This is a genomic window from Bacillus sp. C-3-6, from assembly GCF_054509685.1.
On sequence record NZ_CM137247.1, the window covers coordinates 224,356 to 242,500 of the forward strand.

General features: G+C 36.9%; 17 protein-coding genes (1 of these 17 cut by a window edge). 15 read left to right on the forward strand and 2 right to left on the reverse strand.

Going from position 1 to position 18,145, the window contains the following annotated elements:
• Nucleotides 1-11 precede the first annotated feature (11 nt).
• The 8 genes from ACW0JX_RS01290 to uvsE all read left to right on the forward strand — a co-directional run bounded on the left by ACW0JX_RS01290 (nt 12) and on the right by uvsE (nt 10,855).
• A complete protein-coding gene (locus ACW0JX_RS01290) occupies nt 12-968 on the forward strand; it encodes a fumarylacetoacetate hydrolase family protein (protein ID WP_459245269.1) in 957 nt (318 codons plus the stop codon).
• Entirely contained in the window at nt 934-2,106 is a 1,173-nt protein-coding gene (locus ACW0JX_RS01295) for a homogentisate 1,2-dioxygenase (protein WP_014481934.1), read from the forward strand. The genes ACW0JX_RS01290 and ACW0JX_RS01295 overlap by 35 nt, the downstream gene beginning before the upstream one ends.
• Before the next feature lie 232 nt (nt 2,107-2,338).
• On the forward strand, nt 2,339-3,754 hold the full coding sequence (locus tag ACW0JX_RS01300; RefSeq protein ID WP_459245270.1) for an amino acid permease: 1,416 nt from the start codon (nt 2,339-2,341) through the stop codon (nt 3,752-3,754).
• A 109-nt stretch (nt 3,755-3,863) separates the two neighbouring features.
• The gene (locus tag ACW0JX_RS01305) at nt 3,864-5,135 is read left to right on the forward strand and encodes an MDR family MFS transporter (protein WP_089170294.1); all 1,272 of its coding nucleotides are present in this window, start codon (nt 3,864-3,866) and stop codon (nt 5,133-5,135) included.
• 243 nt (nt 5,136-5,378) lie between these two features.
• Nucleotides 5,379-6,464 (forward strand): D-alanine--D-alanine ligase, encoded by a 1,086-nt coding sequence (locus tag ACW0JX_RS01310; protein ID WP_071731892.1) that lies wholly within the window; start codon nt 5,379-5,381, stop codon nt 6,462-6,464.
• A gap of 63 nt (nt 6,465-6,527) precedes the next feature.
• Nucleotides 6,528-7,904, forward strand: coding sequence for a UDP-N-acetylmuramoyl-tripeptide--D-alanyl-D-alanine ligase (murF, locus tag ACW0JX_RS01315; protein WP_000595969.1), 1,377 nt, complete (start codon nt 6,528-6,530; stop codon nt 7,902-7,904).
• Nucleotides 7,905-8,209: 305 nt separating this feature from the next.
• The gene (locus ACW0JX_RS01320; RefSeq protein WP_000206602.1) at nt 8,210-9,799 is read left to right on the forward strand and encodes a DEAD/DEAH box helicase; all 1,590 of its coding nucleotides are present in this window, start codon (nt 8,210-8,212) and stop codon (nt 9,797-9,799) included.
• Between the two features lie 93 nt (nt 9,800-9,892).
• The gene (uvsE, locus tag ACW0JX_RS01325; RefSeq protein WP_459245271.1) at nt 9,893-10,855 is read left to right on the forward strand and encodes a UV DNA damage repair endonuclease UvsE; all 963 of its coding nucleotides are present in this window, start codon (nt 9,893-9,895) and stop codon (nt 10,853-10,855) included.
• Here the strand turns inward: uvsE and ACW0JX_RS01330 are convergent.
• Nucleotides 10,848-11,420 (reverse strand): rhomboid family intramembrane serine protease, encoded by a 573-nt coding sequence (locus ACW0JX_RS01330; RefSeq protein ID WP_000908525.1) that lies wholly within the window; start codon nt 11,418-11,420, stop codon nt 10,848-10,850. The two genes, uvsE and ACW0JX_RS01330, sit on opposite strands and share 8 nt — an antisense overlap.
• A gap of 93 nt (nt 11,421-11,513) precedes the next feature.
• Between ACW0JX_RS01330 and acpS the strand changes: the two genes are divergently transcribed.
• The 6 genes from acpS (at nt 11,514) to ACW0JX_RS01360 (ending at nt 17,455) form a co-directional block, all read left to right on the forward strand.
• On the forward strand, nt 11,514-11,873 hold the full coding sequence (gene acpS / locus ACW0JX_RS01335) for a holo-ACP synthase (RefSeq protein ID WP_000583418.1): 360 nt from the start codon (nt 11,514-11,516) through the stop codon (nt 11,871-11,873).
• A gap of 156 nt (nt 11,874-12,029) precedes the next feature.
• Entirely contained in the window at nt 12,030-12,980 is a 951-nt protein-coding gene (locus ACW0JX_RS01340; RefSeq protein ID WP_002094231.1) for a LolA family protein, read from the forward strand.
• A 117-nt stretch (nt 12,981-13,097) separates the two neighbouring features.
• Nucleotides 13,098-14,267, forward strand: a complete 1,170-nt coding sequence (gene alr / locus ACW0JX_RS01345; protein ID WP_459245272.1) for an alanine racemase — start codon at nt 13,098-13,100, stop codon at nt 14,265-14,267.
• Between the two features lie 308 nt (nt 14,268-14,575).
• Nucleotides 14,576-14,863: an antitoxin EndoAI gene (locus ACW0JX_RS01350; protein ID WP_000004570.1), complete on the forward strand. Its 288-nt coding sequence runs from the start codon at nt 14,576-14,578 to the stop codon at nt 14,861-14,863.
• 4 nt (nt 14,864-14,867) lie between these two features.
• Complete coding sequence (ndoA, locus tag ACW0JX_RS01355) at nt 14,868-15,218, forward strand: type II toxin-antitoxin system endoribonuclease NdoA (RefSeq protein ID WP_000635965.1); 351 nt, start codon at nt 14,868-14,870, stop codon at nt 15,216-15,218.
• A 68-nt stretch (nt 15,219-15,286) separates the two neighbouring features.
• Entirely contained in the window at nt 15,287-17,455 is a 2,169-nt protein-coding gene (locus ACW0JX_RS01360; protein WP_459245273.1) for a Tex family protein, read from the forward strand.
• Between the two features lie 57 nt (nt 17,456-17,512).
• On the opposite strand, the gene cmpA is transcribed toward ACW0JX_RS01360, so the two are convergent.
• Complete coding sequence (gene cmpA / locus ACW0JX_RS01365; protein ID WP_001143640.1) at nt 17,513-17,629, reverse strand: cortex morphogenetic protein CmpA; 117 nt, start codon at nt 17,627-17,629, stop codon at nt 17,513-17,515.
• Between the two features lie 195 nt (nt 17,630-17,824).
• On the opposite strand from cmpA, the gene ACW0JX_RS01370 reads away from it, so the two are divergent.
• Nucleotides 17,825-18,145, forward strand: partial view of a SprT family protein gene (locus ACW0JX_RS01370; protein ID WP_016083957.1) — the 5' portion only. It continues 138 nt past the right edge of the window; only the first 321 of its 459 coding nucleotides appear in the window; its start codon is at nt 17,825-17,827; its stop codon lies beyond the right edge, outside the window.

Genomic DNA, 18,145 nt, shown 5'->3' on the forward strand with positions numbered 1-18,145 from the left:
GAGGAATCAGGATGAAATTTGTTACATTTCGTCTTCCTTCAAAAGAAATACGGGCTGGATGGCTTGAAGGTGACAAAGTAATAGATATGAATCTTGCTAGTGAAGGGAAAATCCCTTCTTCTATGATGGCTTTTTTAGAGAAAGCTGATGAGTATGTAGAAGTAGTGCGGAATATTAAGAATCCAAATAAGGGTATATATGCTTTAGAAGAAGTACAATTGACAGCTGCTCTGCCTAATCCGAGTAGTATTCGAGATTTTTACGCATTTGAACAACATGTAAAAACAGCTCGTGGACGAAGAGGACTAGATGTTGTGCCTGAATGGTATGATATTCCGGTTTTTTATTTTACTAATCATCGTGCTGTAATTGGTTCCGGTGATTTTGTAATTGGTCCGAAAAAGTCTAAAAAGCTTGATTATGAGCTGGAGATTGCTTGCGTAATAGGAAAAGAAGGGCGAAATATTTCTCGTGAGCAAGCAGAGGAATATATTTTTGGTTATTGTATTATGAACGACTGGAGTGCGAGAGACTTACAAGCAACAGAAATGAAAGTAGGTCTCGGTCCTGCGAAAGGAAAGGACTTTGCAACTTCGTTAGGAGCACATCTTGTTACGAAAGAGGAATTAGATGTTTATCGTAATGGTGATCGATATGATTTAGAAATGACTGCTCATGTAAATGGGAAACTATTATCAAAGGGAAACTTCCAAGATATTTACTATACATTTGCTGAAATGATTGAACGTGCTTCAGAGGACGTGACGTTATATCCAGGAGATGTGATTGGTTCTGGGACAGTAGGAACAGGCTGTATTTTAGAACTTGGTACAGAAGAGTGGCTACAAGATGAAGATGTTGTAGAGCTCTCGATTACTGGTTTAGGTACACTACGTAATACGATCAAAAAAGAAAAAGAAGCGGGTGATGGGCATGTTTTATCGTCACATGGGAGAACTACCTCATAAACGACATGTACAATTTCGTAAAAAAGATGGATCGCTTTATCGTGAACAGGTAATGGGAACGAAAGGATTTTCTGGTACGCAGTCTATTTTGTATCATCACTATATGCCAACAGAAGTAGGTCATTCTGCATTATCGCATTCTTGTCAGTTGCAGTATGAAGAGGATGTTGCCCTTTCTCATCGCCACTTCCGAACGAAAGAAAATAAAAAAAGTGGTGATGCAATAAGTGGACGAAATTTCATACTTGGAAATGAAGATTTGTTAATTGGAGTAGTGAGCCCAACAGAAAAAATGGATTATTTCTATCGTAATGGTGATGGCGACGAAATGTTATTTGTTCATTATGGAACAGGGAAAATTGAAACAATGTTTGGAACGATTCACTATAGAAAAGGCGACTATGTAACGATCCCAATTGGAACGATTTATCGTGTTATTCCAGATGAAGGAGAGACTAAGTTTCTCGTTGTAGAGGCGAATAGCCAAATTACAACGCCGCGTCGTTATCGAAATGAATACGGACAATTGTTAGAGCATAGTCCGTTTTGTGAAAGAGATCTTCGTGGTCCAGAAAAATTAGAGACATATGATGAAAAAGGCGAGTTTGTCGTAATGACAAAATCAAGAGGCTATATGCATAAACATGTTTTAGGACACCACCCGTTAGATGTTGTTGGATGGGATGGCTATTTATATCCGTGGGTATTTAATGTAGAGGATTTTGAACCAATTACAGGGCGCATTCATCAGCCACCGCCAGTACATCAAACATTTGAAGGGCATAATTTTGTTATTTGCTCTTTCGTACCACGTTTATACGATTATCATCCAGAGTCAATTCCGGCACCATATTATCATAGTAATGTTAATAGTGATGAAGTTCTTTACTATGTAGAAGGAAACTTTATGAGTCGCAAAGGTGTGGAAGAAGGTTCTATTACACTTCATCCGAGCGGGATTCCCCATGGGCCGCATCCGGGGAAAACAGAGGCAAGTATAGGGAAGAAAGAGACACTTGAATTAGCTGTTATGATAGACACATTCCGTCCGCTTCGTATTGTAAAACAAGCACATGAAACAGAAGATGAAAAGTATATGTATAGCTGGATTGAACAAGGTTCATATACTGTGAAATAAGTAAAAAAAGGTATGCTCTCAATAAGGGAGCATGCCTTTTTGTGGAATCGACATGTATAATAATACCAAAAAGAGTTGTCGAAAGATATATAGAAAGAATGATAAGGATAGTGCATATTCAGAAGAATTTCTACTTGTTTCGACAAAAGTATTGACTAGGAAAAGCGTAATGAGTAAAATAAAAAAGCGAATTAAAAATTTTCAGAAAATTTAAAACTTGGAGGAGTGAAAGATGAAGCAAATTTTTCAAAAGAAGCCAATTGCAAAGTTAATGCAAGAAAGTAAGCAAAAAACGTTAGCAAGAACATTGGGCGCGCTAGATTTAACTATGCTTGGAATCGGAGCAATTGTTGGAACTGGTATTTTTGTTCTAACGGGTGTTGTGGCAGCGAAACATTCTGGGCCAGCTATTATATTATCATTTGCGATTGCCGCGCTAGCTTGTGCCTTTGCTGCATTTTGTTATGCTGAATTTGCTTCTTCAGTTCCTGTCTCGGGCAGTGTGTATACGTATACATACGCGACGATGGGGGAAGTATTCGCATTTTTAATTGGCTGGGACTTAATGCTTGAATATTTACTTGCTACATCTGCTGTAGCAAATGGTTGGTCTGCATATTTTCAATCTTTATTAAAGGGGTTTGGAATCCACATTCCGACTATTCTCTCCTCGGCTCCTGGTACAGGAAAGGGTGGAATAATTGATCTACCTGCAGTTCTAATTATTTTAGTGATGACAGTTCTTTTATCTAGAGGTGTTCGTGAAAGTGCACGAGTAAATAACATTATGGTATTTATTAAAATAGCAGTTGTTCTTATTTTTATTTTTGCTGGTTTTAATTATGTGAAACCTGAAAACTGGACGCCTTTTATGCCATTTGGTTTAGATGGTGTAATGGCTGGAGCGGCCACAGTATTCTTCGCATTTATAGGATTTGATGCAGTTTCAACAGCGGCAGAAGAAGTGAAACGTCCGCAACGTGATTTACCAATTGGTATTATTGCATCGTTATTAATTTGTACAGTTCTTTATATCGTTGTTTCGCTTATTTTGACAGGAATTGTTCCATACGGCCAGCTAAATATATCAGATCCAGTTGCTTTTGCACTGCAATTTATTGGACAAGATGGCTTAGCGGGGGTAATTTCAGTAGGAGCAATTACAGGGATTACAACAGTAATGCTAGTTATGATGTATGGGCAAGTTCGTGTTTCTTATGCGATGAGCCGAGATGGTTTATTACCGAAGCGTCTTGCTAAAGTTCATCCGAAATTTAAAACGCCATTTTTAAATACATGGACAACGGGAATTATTGCGGCACTGATTTCAGGATTAATAGATTTAAATGTTTTAGCACATCTTGTAAACATGGGGACATTGTCAGCATTTGCACTCGTAGCTGTTGCGGTAATTGTAATGAGAAGAACCCATCCAGACTTACCAAGGGCATTTAAGGCTCCGCTTGTACCATTTTTACCAGCGTTAACAGTGATTTTCTGTTTATACTTAATGCTTCAATTATCGGTGACAGCATGGATTAGTTTTGGGATATGGATGGTTATTGGTATAGCGGTTTACTTCTTATATAGCCGAAAACATAGTGCTTTAAATAATAGTAAAAAAGAAGAAGATGTTGCGAATTTATAAGCGAAAAAAATCCATTCTAATTCTGTTAGAATGGATTTTTTTATTTGAAAATTTACATTTTTCTGAACTTATTATAAGATAATTGTTGGCTAACTAAAGGAGTGAAATGATGAAAAATACGTGGCGTGAGTTAAGGGAGATGGACCGTAACGTATGGATTCGATTTATTGGAGAGACGTTAAATGGAATTGCAATGATGATGTTAATGCCTTTTTTTGCATTATATTTAAAAGATAAGGTAGATTCGTTGTTGGAAGTTGGGGTTATTATGGCGCTTTCTCCAATTGCTGCAAGCTTTGGTTCACTTATAGGAGGGAGAATTGCTGACATATATGGAAGAAAGCCGATTATGATATTTTCTATGGCAAGTAATGCATTATTAATGCTCGGTTTTCTATTTATAGAAGGATTTATTCCATATGCAATTTTATCTATTTTTTTAGGATTGAGTAATTCTTTATTTCATCCAGCTGCATCAGCTATGGTCGCAGATGTAACGGCACCAGAAAAAAGAACAGAGGCATATGGTTTATTACGAATGGGTCACAATATAGGTGCTGCGATTGGTCCGATAATGGGAGCATCAGTAGTTGTGTTGTCAAAGAATCTTGTGTTTATTATTGCCTCTTCTACAATGCTATTTTATGCGTTACTTGTATTGCTTCTTATTCAAGAGACGATGCCAAAGAGGACAGATAAGGAAGAACATAAAGAAAAGGAATCTGGGGCAGTTTGGAAAATTGTCATGCGAGATAAGGCATTAATGATTTACTTATTAGCAGGTATTATCATTTCGATGGGGTTTTCTCAAACAGAAGGCATGTTGCCACTACATTTTGATAACGAAATGAAGCGTATTTTTGGAGCGAATAATCCATATCCATATTTAATGGCGTTAAACGGACTATTAGTTGTTTTATTCCAATTTCAAATTTCAAAATGGGCTACGGATAAACCAGTCGGGAAGACGATGTTATATGGTGCATGTTTGTTCGGGATTGGATTGTTTTTTATAGGGTGGTTACCGAAGTGGTTTGGAGAGTTTAATACAAATGCTACAGTTATTTTAATAACACTACTGTTCGTTTATGCTATATATACGTTAGGTGAGATGATTATGTCGCCTGTACAGATGACATTTGTAGCAAACTTGGCCCCTGAGCATTTGAGAGGGACTTATATGGGCGCTGCAAGTTTGCAGTGGATTACAGGAAGCGCATTTGGTCCACTTTTGGGAGGTTTTTTATTAGATCGATTACTTGGCCACTTGCTATTTACAATTTTAGCTGTAGGATGTGTAGTTGCAGGTATTGTATATATTTCTTTAGATCGCCTTGTTGAGCAAAGGCAAAAAGATACACTAACCAAGAAATCTTCTTAGTAAATAGGTGACATACACAAAAAAGGGGATTTCTACATATTTTAGGTACATAACTAGATAGGATTACCATTTCATTTTAAAATTCACCTTTGTATAGTAGTGGAATAGAAAAAGTGTAGAAAACCAATAAGTGGTGTCATTTAATTATTTGTGGAAGTTACATTTTATTTCAAATAGGAACTACCTATTTTTATAAAAAGTGCTAAAATAGAAAAATGAAAACAATTGGTTAGGGTGATTTCAGTGACAAAAATTAAATTAGGTTTATTATATGGTGGAAAATCAGCTGAGCATCAAGTTTCGTTACAGACGGCTCTTGCTGCTATTAAAGCGTTAAATCAAGATAAATTCGAGATTCATCCAATTTATATTACAGAACAAGGTCAATGGGTACGTGGTGAGCGTATTGAAGGTGAAGTAACAGATGTTGAAGCTTTAAAAATGAGTGGTGCAGAAAATGCGATTTCTCCGTTATCATTAAGTACAGAGATTATTCCATCTGCAGCTTCTGAGGAAAACGCTATTGATGTTATTTTCCCATTACTACATGGACCAAACGGTGAAGATGGAACGGTTCAAGGATTATTAGAATTGATGAATATTCCGTATGTAGGAAATGGTGTTCTAGCATCATCTGCTGGTATGGATAAAGTTGTTATGAAAAACATCTTTGCAGAGGCTGGTTTAAAACAAGCAAAATATGCGTCTTTCATTCGCAGTGCATGGGAAAAAGATCGTCAGGAAGCTTATTCTAAAGTAGAAGATAAGTTAGGATATCCTTGTTTCGTAAAACCAGCAAACCTTGGTTCAAGTGTTGGTATTAATAAGTGTAAAAATCGTGAAGAACTTGAGAATGCATTTGTAGAGGCATTCCAATTTGATCGCAAAATTATTGTAGAAGAAAATATTGTAGGTCGTGAAGTAGAAGTTGGGGTACTAGGTAATGATGAGCCGAAATGTTCAGTTGTAGGTGAAATCGTTCCGAAAAAGGACTTCTATGATTATAAGTCGAAATATATCGATGGTGATACGGCGTTAATTATTCCAGCTGAAATGACAGAAGAAGAATCTGATGTGATTAAGCGTGATGCAATTATTGCGTTCCAATCATTAGATGGTGCAGGCTTAACGCGAGCTGATTTCTTCTTAACGAAAGACGGAGAAGTGTATATTAACGAAGTAAACACTATGCCAGGATTTACACCGTTTAGTATGTTCCCTCTATTATGGCAACATACTGGGTTACCGTATCCAGAGTTAATCGAAGAGTTAATTCGTTTAGCGATTGAACGTCACGAAGAAAAACAAAAAATTAAATATACAATCTAACAAAAAAAGGAGGAAGCACTATTCGTAGGAATAGTGCTTCCTCTATGTAAGGAGCGTTTCTATATGATAAAGCGAATGTTAAAGCAAGTAGAACAGATGGTAAATGGTACTGGATTAGCAGAGCAATATGAGGGAACTATTATTCAAGGCGTGTCTATTGATACGAGAAAAATTGAAAAAGGAAACTTATATGTTCCGATTCAAGGGGAGCGTTTCGATGGACATGCTTTTGTAGATAAAGCAGTTGAAAATGGAGCTGTAGCTACATTGTGGATGAAAGATGTAGCAAATCCACCCGAGAATCTTCCGGTTATTTTTGTAGAAGATACGCTATCTGCACTGCAAATGTTAGCGAAAAACTATCGCGATCAATTGGATGTTAAAGTTGTTGGTGTGACAGGTAGTAACGGTAAAACATCCACGAAAGATATTGTGACAAGTATTCTCGCGACTAAGTTCAAAGTTCAAAAAACAGAAGGAAATTTCAATAACCATATTGGGTTACCTCTCACTATTTTAAACTTAGAAGAAAATACAGAAGTAGCTGTATTAGAAATGGGTATGTCAAGCCGAGGAGAGATTGAATTTTTATCTAAGTTAGCTCGTCCTAATGCAGCTATCATTACGAATATTGGTGAAGCACATTTAATGGATTTAGGATCTCGTGAGGCCATTGCTGAAGCGAAATTAGAAATTGTTACAGGGTTACAAGAAGGTGGCGTGTTCGTATATAATGGAGATGAGCCGTTATTAACGAATCGTGTTCCTGAAATGAATTTAGCAGCGGAAACAGTTACGTTTGGTGATGCAAGAGCCAACGATTACTATCCAACAACTGTAACATTACAGGCAACTGGGACACATTTTAAAATGAATAGAGATGAAAATATTTCATTCTACCTACCGGTGTTAGGAAAACATAATGTGTACAATACACTTGCTTCAATGGCAATTGCGACACATTTTGGTGTGACGTGGGAAGAAATGAAACAAGGTTTAGTAACACTTCAAATGACGGGCATGCGTATGGAGATTGTAAAAACGGATAGTGGATTAACAATTATCAACGATGCTTATAATGCAAGTCCGACGGCTATGGAGGCAGCATTCCATTTAATGAATGGTTTAGATGGATTTACTAAAAAAATCGTTGTGCTTGGTGATATGTTAGAACTTGGAAATCAAGAAGTGCAGTTCCATTATGAGGTAGGTAAATTAATCGATCCAGCAAAAATCTCACATGTATTCACATACGGTAGATTAGGAGCTCAAATTGCTGAAGGAGCAAAAATTAATTTCCCTAATGAACGTGTAAAGGCGTATGATAATAAAGAAGAGTTAGTAAGAGATTTACAAGCAGTAGTCGATGCGAAAGATGTTGTATTAATAAAAGCATCTCGCGGTATGAAATTAGAAGAAGTAATTACGATGTTGAAATAATTGGTGTATATAAATAGGGATGATAGTCACGAAAATAGAAGAAACTTATAATAAGCGCTTACAGTAAATGATAAAAAAATAAAAGTAAAGAAAAAGGCCCTGAATATAAAATAAGGTAACAGTTGGGTTTGCTTTTTACACATACAAAACTTATAATTGATAAAGTGTAATAACGTTTAGAAGTATTTTCGTGAAGAATATACGCCCGGTTATATACGTGAGCATTCAGGAAAAGGGCTTTTCCGCAAATTCGGAAAACGCCTTTTTTTAAATGATAAGTATAGGATAGAAAAGGAGAAGTAACATTGACAACATTTCGAGAATTAGGATTAAGTGAGTCTTTACTGCAATCGGTTGAAAGTATGGGCTTTGAAGAGGCTACGCCGATTCAAGCTGAAACAATTCCACATGCATTGCAAGGTAAGGATATTATTGGGCAAGCGCAAACAGGTACAGGGAAAACAGCAGCATTCGGATTACCACTATTAGATAAAGTGGATACAAATAAAGAAGCAGTTCAAGGTATTGTTATCGCGCCAACGCGTGAATTAGCAATTCAAGTTGGAGAAGAGCTATACAAAATTGGTAAACATAAACGTGTTCGTATTCTACCAATTTATGGTGGTCAAGATATTAACCGCCAAATTCGTGCTCTAAAAAAACACCCACACATTATTGTTGGTACGCCGGGTCGTATTTTAGATCATATTAACCGTAAAACACTTCGCTTACAAAACGTAGAGACTGTTGTTCTTGATGAAGCGGATGAAATGTTAAACATGGGCTTCATTGAAGATATTGAAGCGATTTTAACAGATGTGCCAGAAACACATCAAACATTATTATTCTCAGCGACAATGCCAGATCCAATCCGTCGTATTGCTGAGCGTTTCATGACTGAGCCTCAACACATTAAAGTAAAAGCAAAAGAAGTAACAATGCCAAACATTCAGCAGTTCTATTTAGAAGTGCAAGAAAAGAAAAAGTTTGACGTGTTAACACGCTTACTAGATATTCAATCTCCAGAGCTTGCGATCGTATTCGGTCGTACAAAGCGTCGTGTTGATGAATTATCAGAAGCATTAAACTTACGTGGTTATGCAGCAGAAGGTATTCATGGTGACTTAACACAGGCGAAACGTATGTCTGTATTACGTAAATTTAAAGAAGGTGCTATTGAAGTTCTTGTTGCAACAGACGTTGCTGCACGTGGTCTTGATATTTCAGGCGTAACACACGTATACAACTTCGATATCCCACAAGATCCAGAATCATACGTTCACCGTATCGGTCGTACTGGCCGTGCAGGTAAAAAAGGTATTGCAATGTTATTTGTAACACCACGTGAATCAGGACAATTAAAAAATATCGAGCGTACAACAAAGCGTAAAGTTGATCGTATGGAAGCACCGACACTTGATGAGGCATTAGAAGGTCAACAACGTTTAATCGCTGAAAAACTTCAAAGCACAATCCAAAATGAGAACTTATCATACTACAAGCGTATTGCAGAAGAAATGTTAGAAGAGAATGACTCTGTAACAGTAGTAGCTGCTGCTTTAAAAATGATGACTAAAGAGCCGGATACAACTCCGATTGCTTTAACATCAGAACCACCAGTTGTTTCAAGAGGTGGCGGTTCTAAAAAACGTGGCGGTAACGGAGGCGGATACCGTGATGGAAACCGTAATCGTAGTCGTGACGGACGTGGCGGTGGCGATGGTCGTAACCGTGATGGACGTAATCGTGACGGAAACCGTGATCGCAATCGTGATGGAAACCGTGATCGTAATCGTGATGGTGGTAGTCGTGGTCGTAGAGGTGAAGGTCAAGGTCGCCCAGGATCTTCAAATGGACGCGGCGAAAGAAAACATCATAGCCGTCCACAAGCTTAATAAAAAAGAGAATGCCCTTTGTTGGCATTCTCTTTTTTTATTTCTGTAATTGTGCATACTACATAGTAGTTATGATAGAAAAGGGGCTGTTATATGCTTGTAAGGCTTGGTTACGTTGCGATGAGTGTGCATTTGAAGAATGCATCCCCATCTCAAACGATGACGTACGCACAGTTTCAGAAAATAGATGATCGTAATGCTGCAATTCGTAAACTTGAAAGAATTGCTAATTCCAATTTGGAAAATTGTTTACGTTTATTAAAGCATAATAAGGGACATGACATATCTTTCTTTCGGCTTAGTTCTAAGCTCATTCCTTTAGCGAATCATGAGGAATTGCTAGAGTGGAACTATATTCGTCCTTTAAAAGAAAAATTGAAAGAATTAGGTGAATATGCAATTCATATGAATATGCGAATTGATTTCCATCCAGATCATTTTGTTGTACTAAATTCACCTGAGGAGAGTGTTTTTAAACAATCTGTAAAGACATTGCAGATGCACAAAAAATTATTAAAAGGCATGGGGATTGAACATAAGCAACGATGTGTACTACATGTTGGAGGAGGGTATAAAGATAAAGAACTTGCATTAGAGCGTTTTATAGAGAATTGGTCTAATGTCCCAAGGGGTATTCAAGAAATGATTATATTAGAAAATGATGATACAACTTTTACGTTAGAGGAAACATTATATTTAGGAGAAAAATTAGATATTCCCGTCGTGTTTGATTTGCATCACCATAGGATGAATAATGAGCAAGAAGATTGGTATGAAGATTGGCCACGTGTTGTTCATACGTGGGAAACATCTTTGTTACCGGTTAAAATGCATATCTCTAGCCCTAGAGAGGGAAAAGATCCAAGAGCTCATGCAGATTATATTAATGTAGACGCATTTTTATCTTTTTTAAGAAGGATAAAGGGAAGTGTTCCGCAAATTGATTGTATGATTGAGGCGAAGATGAAGGATGAGTCTTTATTTCAATTAATGAGGGATTTAAACGAACAGGTAGATGTAGAAATTATCGATGGTGCAAGCTTTTATATTAAATAAGCTTTGCACCATCGTTTTTTTTTGTTAAAAAAGGAGTTAAAATGCCGCCGGTTATTAAACCTGTTAAATGACTGATCGGATTGGCGGAAGGATTAAAGAAAGTAAATAGCAGTAATAGAAGTATCATAATTGAGAAAATGGCAATTTCTTTTGGTTTTGAAGAGCGGTATCGATTGTACAATAAAAATAATTGTGCGCCTAATAGTCCGAAAATACCACCTGATGCACCTGCGTGAATATATTCAGGAGGCATAATAATATAAGAAGAAATATTTCCAGAAATTCCAGAAAGAAAAAATAGAATAAAAAAAGAAAAGTGTCCGAGTTGCTTTTCGATAGAAGAACCAAGTGCAAACAAAAAAATACTATTAGAAAGAAAATGTTGTAAGTCTACGTGTACCAGAAGGGAAGTTATGACACGCCACCATTCTCCTTTAGCGATATATTCATTAGAGGCTGCCAGTGGGAAGAGGAAAAAGTCGCCTAATATCATCATGACTAAGTGAATAAAAAGTAAGGTGAGAATAGTCGGTTGTAAAGAAATCTGAGTAGATCTTATTAGCATACGGTTACTACCACCCCTTTTGCATCAGAAAGATTCTCTGTTATTCTTATCAATATGAAAGAAGAAAGTTAAATAGAAGAAGGGGATTTTGAAATGATTATAGGGATTGGAATCGATATTATTGAATTAAATCGTATTGAAAAAATGCTAGATGGAAAGCTTAAATTTATGGAACGTATTTTAACAGAAAATGAACGTAATGTTGCTATGGAGCTGAAAGGAAGTCGTCTTACAGAGTTTGTAGCTGGAAGGTTTGCAGCGAAAGAGGCGTATTCAAAAGCTGTAGGTACTGGTATCGGGAAAGAAGTGAGCTTTTTAGATATTGAAGTGAAAAATGATGAAAGAGGTAAGCCGATTCTGATTACAAGTACAGAGTATGTTGTTCATTTATCAATTAGTCATAGTAAGGAATTTGCTGTTGCTCAAGTTGTTTTAGAAAGCTCGTCACGCTAGTCTGCATATTTTATATCTTTGTCTCATATATTTGAGGTAGCGATAAGGAAGGTACATCTTCCATTCATTTATAGGGGCAAAGGGGCTGAAGTGATGAAAAGGCGTCTGTTTTTAGTTCTTGTCGGTTTGTTGACCGTTTTTGTGTTGGCGGGTTGTGTGGAAAAGAAACAAGATGATGTCGTGAGAGATTTAGAAGCGAAAGTAAAAGGGATGAAAAGTTATCAAGCTGAAGCGAAATTATCTATTAAAACAGGAAATGAGCCTCAGGAGTATAATGTAGAGATTTGGCATAAGGAACCGTCTTTTTATCGTGTGAATTTAAAGAATGCAAAAAAAGATCAGAGCCAAATCATTTTAAGAAATGAAGAAGGTGTATTTGTATTAACGCCAGCACTTAATAAGAGCTTCCGTTTTCAAAGTGATTGGCCGCAAAATAGCAGCCAGGCTTATTTATATGAATCACTTGTAAGAGATATTTTGCAGGATAAGAAAAACCTTACTTTCGAGAAAACAGATAAGTATTATATTTTTAAAACAAAAACAAACTATCAACATCAAAATATGTTGCCGAAACAAGAGATTACGCTGAAGAAGAGCGATTTGACTCCAGTTTCAGTGAAGTTAATGGATAATGATCAAAATGTTCTTGTAAAAGTAGATTTCTCTAAGGTGAAATTCGATGCGAAATTTGATAAAGGTGCATTTGATACGAAACAAAATATGTCTAGAGCGCAGGTAGATGTTCAAACAACAGCGAAAGAAGACAAACCGTTTGCTATTTTGTATCCACTTGATACACCGCAAGGTATGACTCTGCAAGATGAAAAAGAGTTGAAGACAGACAGTGGCAAGCGTGCGATACTCACATACACTGGAAATAAGAAATCCTTTACTTTAATACAAGAAAAGGCAAAAGTTGCAGAGGCTTCATCAGCGGTAAGTGTAAGTGGAGAACCAGTTGATCTTGGGTTTACGATTGGTGCATTGACGAAAGACTCCGTAACGTGGTCGCATAACGGAGTAGAATATATGCTCGTGTCTAAAGGTTTAGAGCCGAAGGAGCTACTAATGGTTGCTCGTTCAGTTACAGCGAAGCAGGTGAAGTAGACTTCTTAGACGTGGTGATATATGTGCACCACGTCTTTTCTTAGTTTGAAGGTGGATTTCATAAAAGAAGCATATAAAAGAATAAGCTTCGCATATCGTGTATAAGGAAGTGTATTTATGGAAGAAGCACCATTTTACCGTGACACTTGGGTGGAAGTGGATTTAGATGCCATTTATAACAACGTTACACATATTAAAGAGTTCATCCCAAGTGATGTAGAGATTTTTGCTGTAGTTAAAGCAAATGCGTATGGGCACGATTATGTACCGGTGGCTAAAACGGCATTAGAAGCGGGTGCAACAAGGTTAGCTGTGGCTTTTTTAGATGAAGCTTTAGTGCTTCGGAGGGCTGGTATTACTGTGCCGATTTTAGTGTTAGGTCCCTCGCCGCCGCGTGATGTAAATGTAGCTGCTGAAAATGATGTAGCGCTAACTGTTTTTCAAAAAGAATGGGTGGACGAAGCAATTAAACTTTGGGATGGTTTATCTGTAATGAAATTCCATATTAACTTTGATAGTGGTATGGGGAGAATTGGAATACGTGAAAGAAAAGAACTGAAAGCATTTTTAAAGAGTTTAGAAGGTGCACCGTTTTTAGAGTTAGAAGGAGTATACACGCATTTTGCAACGGCAGATGAGGTTGAGACTTCGTATTTTGATAAGCAATATAACACGTTCTTAGAGCAGTTAAGTTGGTTGAAAGAATTCGGAGTAGATCCTAAGTTTGTCCATACAGCTAATAGTGCTGCCACGTTACGTTTTCAAGGGATTACATTTAATGCAGTGCGAATTGGGATTGCAATGTATGGATTATCTCCTTCTGTAGAAATACGTCCTTTTTTACCATTTGAATTAGAACCGGCGCTATCACTGCATACGAAAGTAGCTCATATTAAACAGGTGATTAAAGGTGATGGAATTAGTTATAACGTCACTTATCGAACGAAAACTGAAGAATGGATCGCGACTGTAGCGATTGGTTATGCAGATGGGTGGCTTAGAAGATTACAAGGATTTGAAGTGCTTATAAATGGTAAAAGGGTACCGATTGTAGGGCGAGTAACAATGGATCAGTTCATGATTCATCTTCCTTGTGAAGTGCCGCTTGGTACGAAAGTTACGCTTATTGGAAGGCAGGGAGATGAGTATATTAGCGCTACAGAGGTTGCGGAATATTCAGGGACTATTAATTATGAAATTATTGCAACGATCAGTTTCCGTGTGCCAAGAATATTTATACGGAATGGTAAGGTTGTAGAGATAATTAATTACTTGAACAATATATAGAAGGTAGTATGATTGCTTCTTGTCATGGGAGTGACTGTTCATTGCTGGATAATAAGCTCTTTTTGATGAGAAGCTTTTTACTTATAATCATTTTTTATATAAGTTACACGTAAGTTTTGAAGAGGAGTTCTATTGTTTTTAGTTAGTTATGAGATGAAAAATTTAAGAAGATGAATGTTTTGTTTACGAATTGGAAAACATAAGCAAGGAATAAGGAAGTCTTTGCAACAGGCTCCATACAATGGTATTATTACAATAGGTGTCATATATATATTTGGGTGTGTAGTTGACGGTGGAGGTGTATTTTTGTGTCCGAATCAAGTGTAACTACTGAAATCGTGGTTCGGTTGCCAAAGCAAATGGTAACGGAATTGGACGGAATTGGAAAACAAGAGAATAAGAATCGCCATGAACTAATTTGCCAGGCAACACAATTGTTATTGCGTCAACATAAGACGAAGAAACGCTACCAACATGAATCAATGCGACGTGGGTATATTGAAATGGGAAAAATTAATCTTGGTATTGCATCTGAAGCTTTCTTAGCGGAGTATGAAGCAGCTCATACAGTAGAACGCTTAGTTAGCGGGGGGTAATATTTTGATTGTAAAACGCGGCGACGTGTATTTTGCAGACCTTTCCCCAGTTGTTGGTTCTGAGCAAGGAGGCGTTCGTCCGGTTCTTGTCATTCAAAATGACATCGGAAATCGTTTTAGTCCAACGGTGATTGTAGCGGCTATTACTGCACAGATTCAAAAAGCGAAATTACCCACTCATGTGGAAATTGATGCGAAAAAGTATGGTTTTGAGAGAGATTCTGTTATTTTACTTGAGCAGATTCGAACAATCGATAAGCAACGCTTAACGGACAAAATCACTCATTTAGATGAAGTGATGATGAGTCGTGTAGATGAAGCGTTACAAATTAGTTTAGGACTAATAGATTTTTAAATCGGCAGTTTAAGTTGCTCTCTTTGAAGGGCAACTTTTTTTTATTATAGAGGAGGTTACGGTTGTATATGGAAATGGTAGATAATCGACAAGCGTTAATGAAAATGTTAGTGAAAGAATTAGGCTTTAGCGAAAAGCAAGTTCGTCATGTTATTCAATTAACAGAAGAAGGTAACACAGTTCCATTTATTGCTCGTTACCGAAAAGAATGGACAGGCTCTTTAGATGAGGTGCAAATTCGTGCGATTTTAGAGAGATGGCAATATATGATGCAACTTGAAGATAGGAAGGAAGAAGTTATTCGTCTTATTGATGAGAAGGGAAAACTGACAGGAGAGCTAAGGCAGCAAATTGTTAAAGCTACAAAGTTGCAGGAAGTAGAAGATTTGTATCGTCCATATAAAGAGAAAAGAAGAACGAAAGCAACGATTGCAAAAGAAAAAGGGTTAGAACCGTTAGCTGAATGGTTGTTGTTATATAAGAAAGAAGATCCGGCTAAAAAGGCAGTGGAATTTATTAATGCAGAGAAAGAAGTGCAATCTGCAGAAGAAGCTTTACAAGGCGCACAAGACATTATTGCAGAAATGATTTCAGATGAAGCTACGTATCGTAGTTGGATTCGAAATATTACTTTTAGAAAAGGTATTATGTCTTCGTCTGTAAAAGGTGAAGAAAAAGATGAAAAGAATATATATGAAATGTATTACAGTTATGAAGAACCATTGCAAAAAGTAGTACCACATCGTGTATTAGCAATGAATCGCGGTGAGAAAGAAGATATATTGAGAGTTTCTGTTGTCCCACCAGTAGATGAGATATTAAATTTCTTATATAAGAAAGTAATTCGTGAAAACGATTCTAAAAGTGCGCATTATGTACAATTAGCGATTGAAGATGGTTATAAACGATTAATTCAATCTTCAATCGAAAGAGAAATTCGTAAAGAATTAACAGAAACAGCTGAAGAACAAGCGATACATATTTTCTCTGAGAACTTACGTAACTTATTATTACAACCTCCGATGAAAGGGAAAGTCGTGCTAGCGGTAGACCCGGCATATAGAACTGGTTGTAAATTATCTGTAGTAGATGATACGGGGAAAGTACTACATATTGATGTTATTTATCCGCATCCGCCTGTTCGTAAATATGATGACGCAAAAACGAAAGTTCTTTCTATTATAGATAAATATCAAGTTGAAATGATTGCAATTGGTAATGGGACAGCATCTAGAGAAACAGAGGAATTTATAGTAGATGTATTACAAAGTGTGAAACAGGAAGTCTTTTATATTATTGTAAATGAAGCGGGTGCTAGTGTATATTCAGCTTCTGATTTAGCTCGTGAAGAATTCCCAAATTTACAAGTTGAAGAGAGAAGTGCCGTTTCTATTGGAAGACGTCTGCAAGATCCACTGGCTGAACTTGTGAAAATTGATCCTAAATCAGTTGGGGTTGGACAATACCAACATGATGTATCTCAAAAGAGATTGAATGAGTCATTAACATTTGTAGTAGAGACAGCTGTTAACCAAGTTGGGGTTAATGTAAATACGGCTTCGGTTGCATTGTTACAATATGTTTCAGGTTTATCGAAAACTGTTGCGAAAAATATTGTGGCAAAGAGAGAAGAGGGTGGGAAATTCACAAAGCGCACGGAATTAAAGAAAATCCCACGTTTAGGTGCAAAGACGTACGAACAATGTATAGGTTTCTTGCGTATATTAGAAGGAGCGAATCCATTAGATCGAACAGGTATTCATCCCGAACAATATAAAAATGTTGAATTGTTATTGAAGAGTTTAGGGTTATCGATAGATGACGTAGGACAACCGCAATTACAAAAGAGATTGGAAGAAGTAGAGATTTCTAAGTTGTCTCAAGAAACGGGGGTTGGGGAGCCGACGTTAGTTGATATTATAGATGCGCTCATTAGCCCAGAACGAGATATGAGGGATGAGTTGCCTAAACCACTTCTGAAAAAAGGAATTTTGAAATTAGAAGATTTAAAACGTGGTATGGAACTAGAAGGAACAGTGCGTAACGTTGTTGATTTTGGTGCTTTTGTTGATGTAGGCGTAAAGCAAGATGGTTTAGTGCATATTTCTAAGCTTAGTAAACAGTTTGTAAAGCATCCGTTAGATGTTGTATCAGTAGGACAAATTGTAAAAGTATGGGTAGATGATATTGATACAAAAAAAGGACGCGTTGCACTATCTATGTTGCCGATTGAATAGTAAGAGAAGAGAGCAGATGAAACTGCTCTTTTTTTATAGAATAAAAAGTGTAATGGATTATGAGTTTTGATGTATTTTGCTATAATAAAACCAGCATTCATTTAGCAATTTAATTTGATACCGGTTTTTTTCGAAATATGCACGTTGCATCTGTTTTTTTAGCCACGTAGGCATAGGAATCCCTCCTTGTTTAATCCTACTCTCAAAAATCTAAAGTGCTATTGATGAGAGGTTGGTGAGTGGATTTCTATTCATGTTGTGTTTTTAGAAACCACGCGTCTTGAATGAGGATGGGTATATGTACTATTTAATATATGTATAAGAAGCGTGAAAAGTGTAAAAATATTTTTTTGTTTAGGAGGAATGAGAATGGACGAGGAAGAAATTCAACGGCTAGTGGAAGAAGTATCGCTACAATACTTCGGAATGCCGTTTTTACATAAAGCAACGTTCAATAGTAGGCTGCGTACAACTGGTGGGCGTTATTTGTTGAAGAGTCACAATGTTGAACTGAATTATCGATATTATGAAATGTATGGTAAGGAGGAGTTAATCGGAATTATCAAACATGAACTGTGTCATTATCACTTGCATATTACAGGAAGAGGGTATAAGCACAGGGACAGAGATTTTCGTGAGTTGTTAAAGAAAGTTGATGCACCTCGTTTTTGTAAACGAATGATTAATGAA

What these genes read in the sequence shown, in the direction of transcription:
- ACW0JX_RS01290 (WP_459245269.1), top strand. Translation starts at nt 12, where the DNA reads ATGAAATTTGTTACATTTCGTCTTCCTTCAAAAGAAATACGGGCTGGA.
- ACW0JX_RS01295 (WP_014481934.1), top strand. Translation starts at nt 934, where the DNA reads ATGTTTTATCGTCACATGGGAGAACTACCTCATAAACGACATGTACAA.
- ACW0JX_RS01300 (WP_459245270.1), top strand. Translation starts at nt 2,339, where the DNA reads ATGAAGCAAATTTTTCAAAAGAAGCCAATTGCAAAGTTAATGCAAGAA.
- ACW0JX_RS01305 (WP_089170294.1), top strand. Translation starts at nt 3,864, where the DNA reads ATGAAAAATACGTGGCGTGAGTTAAGGGAGATGGACCGTAACGTATGG.
- murF (WP_000595969.1), top strand. Translation starts at nt 6,528, where the DNA reads ATGATAAAGCGAATGTTAAAGCAAGTAGAACAGATGGTAAATGGTACT.
- uvsE (WP_459245271.1), top strand. Translation starts at nt 9,893, where the DNA reads ATGCTTGTAAGGCTTGGTTACGTTGCGATGAGTGTGCATTTGAAGAAT.
- ACW0JX_RS01330 (WP_000908525.1), bottom strand. Translation starts at nt 11,420, where the DNA reads ATGCTAATAAGATCTACTCAGATTTCTTTACAACCGACTATTCTCACC.
- acpS (WP_000583418.1), top strand. Translation starts at nt 11,514, where the DNA reads ATGATTATAGGGATTGGAATCGATATTATTGAATTAAATCGTATTGAA.
- alr (WP_459245272.1), top strand. Translation starts at nt 13,098, where the DNA reads ATGGAAGAAGCACCATTTTACCGTGACACTTGGGTGGAAGTGGATTTA.
- ACW0JX_RS01360 (WP_459245273.1), top strand. Translation starts at nt 15,287, where the DNA reads ATGGAAATGGTAGATAATCGACAAGCGTTAATGAAAATGTTAGTGAAA.
- cmpA (WP_001143640.1), bottom strand. Translation starts at nt 17,629, where the DNA reads ATGCCTACGTGGCTAAAAAAACAGATGCAACGTGCATATTTCGAAAAA.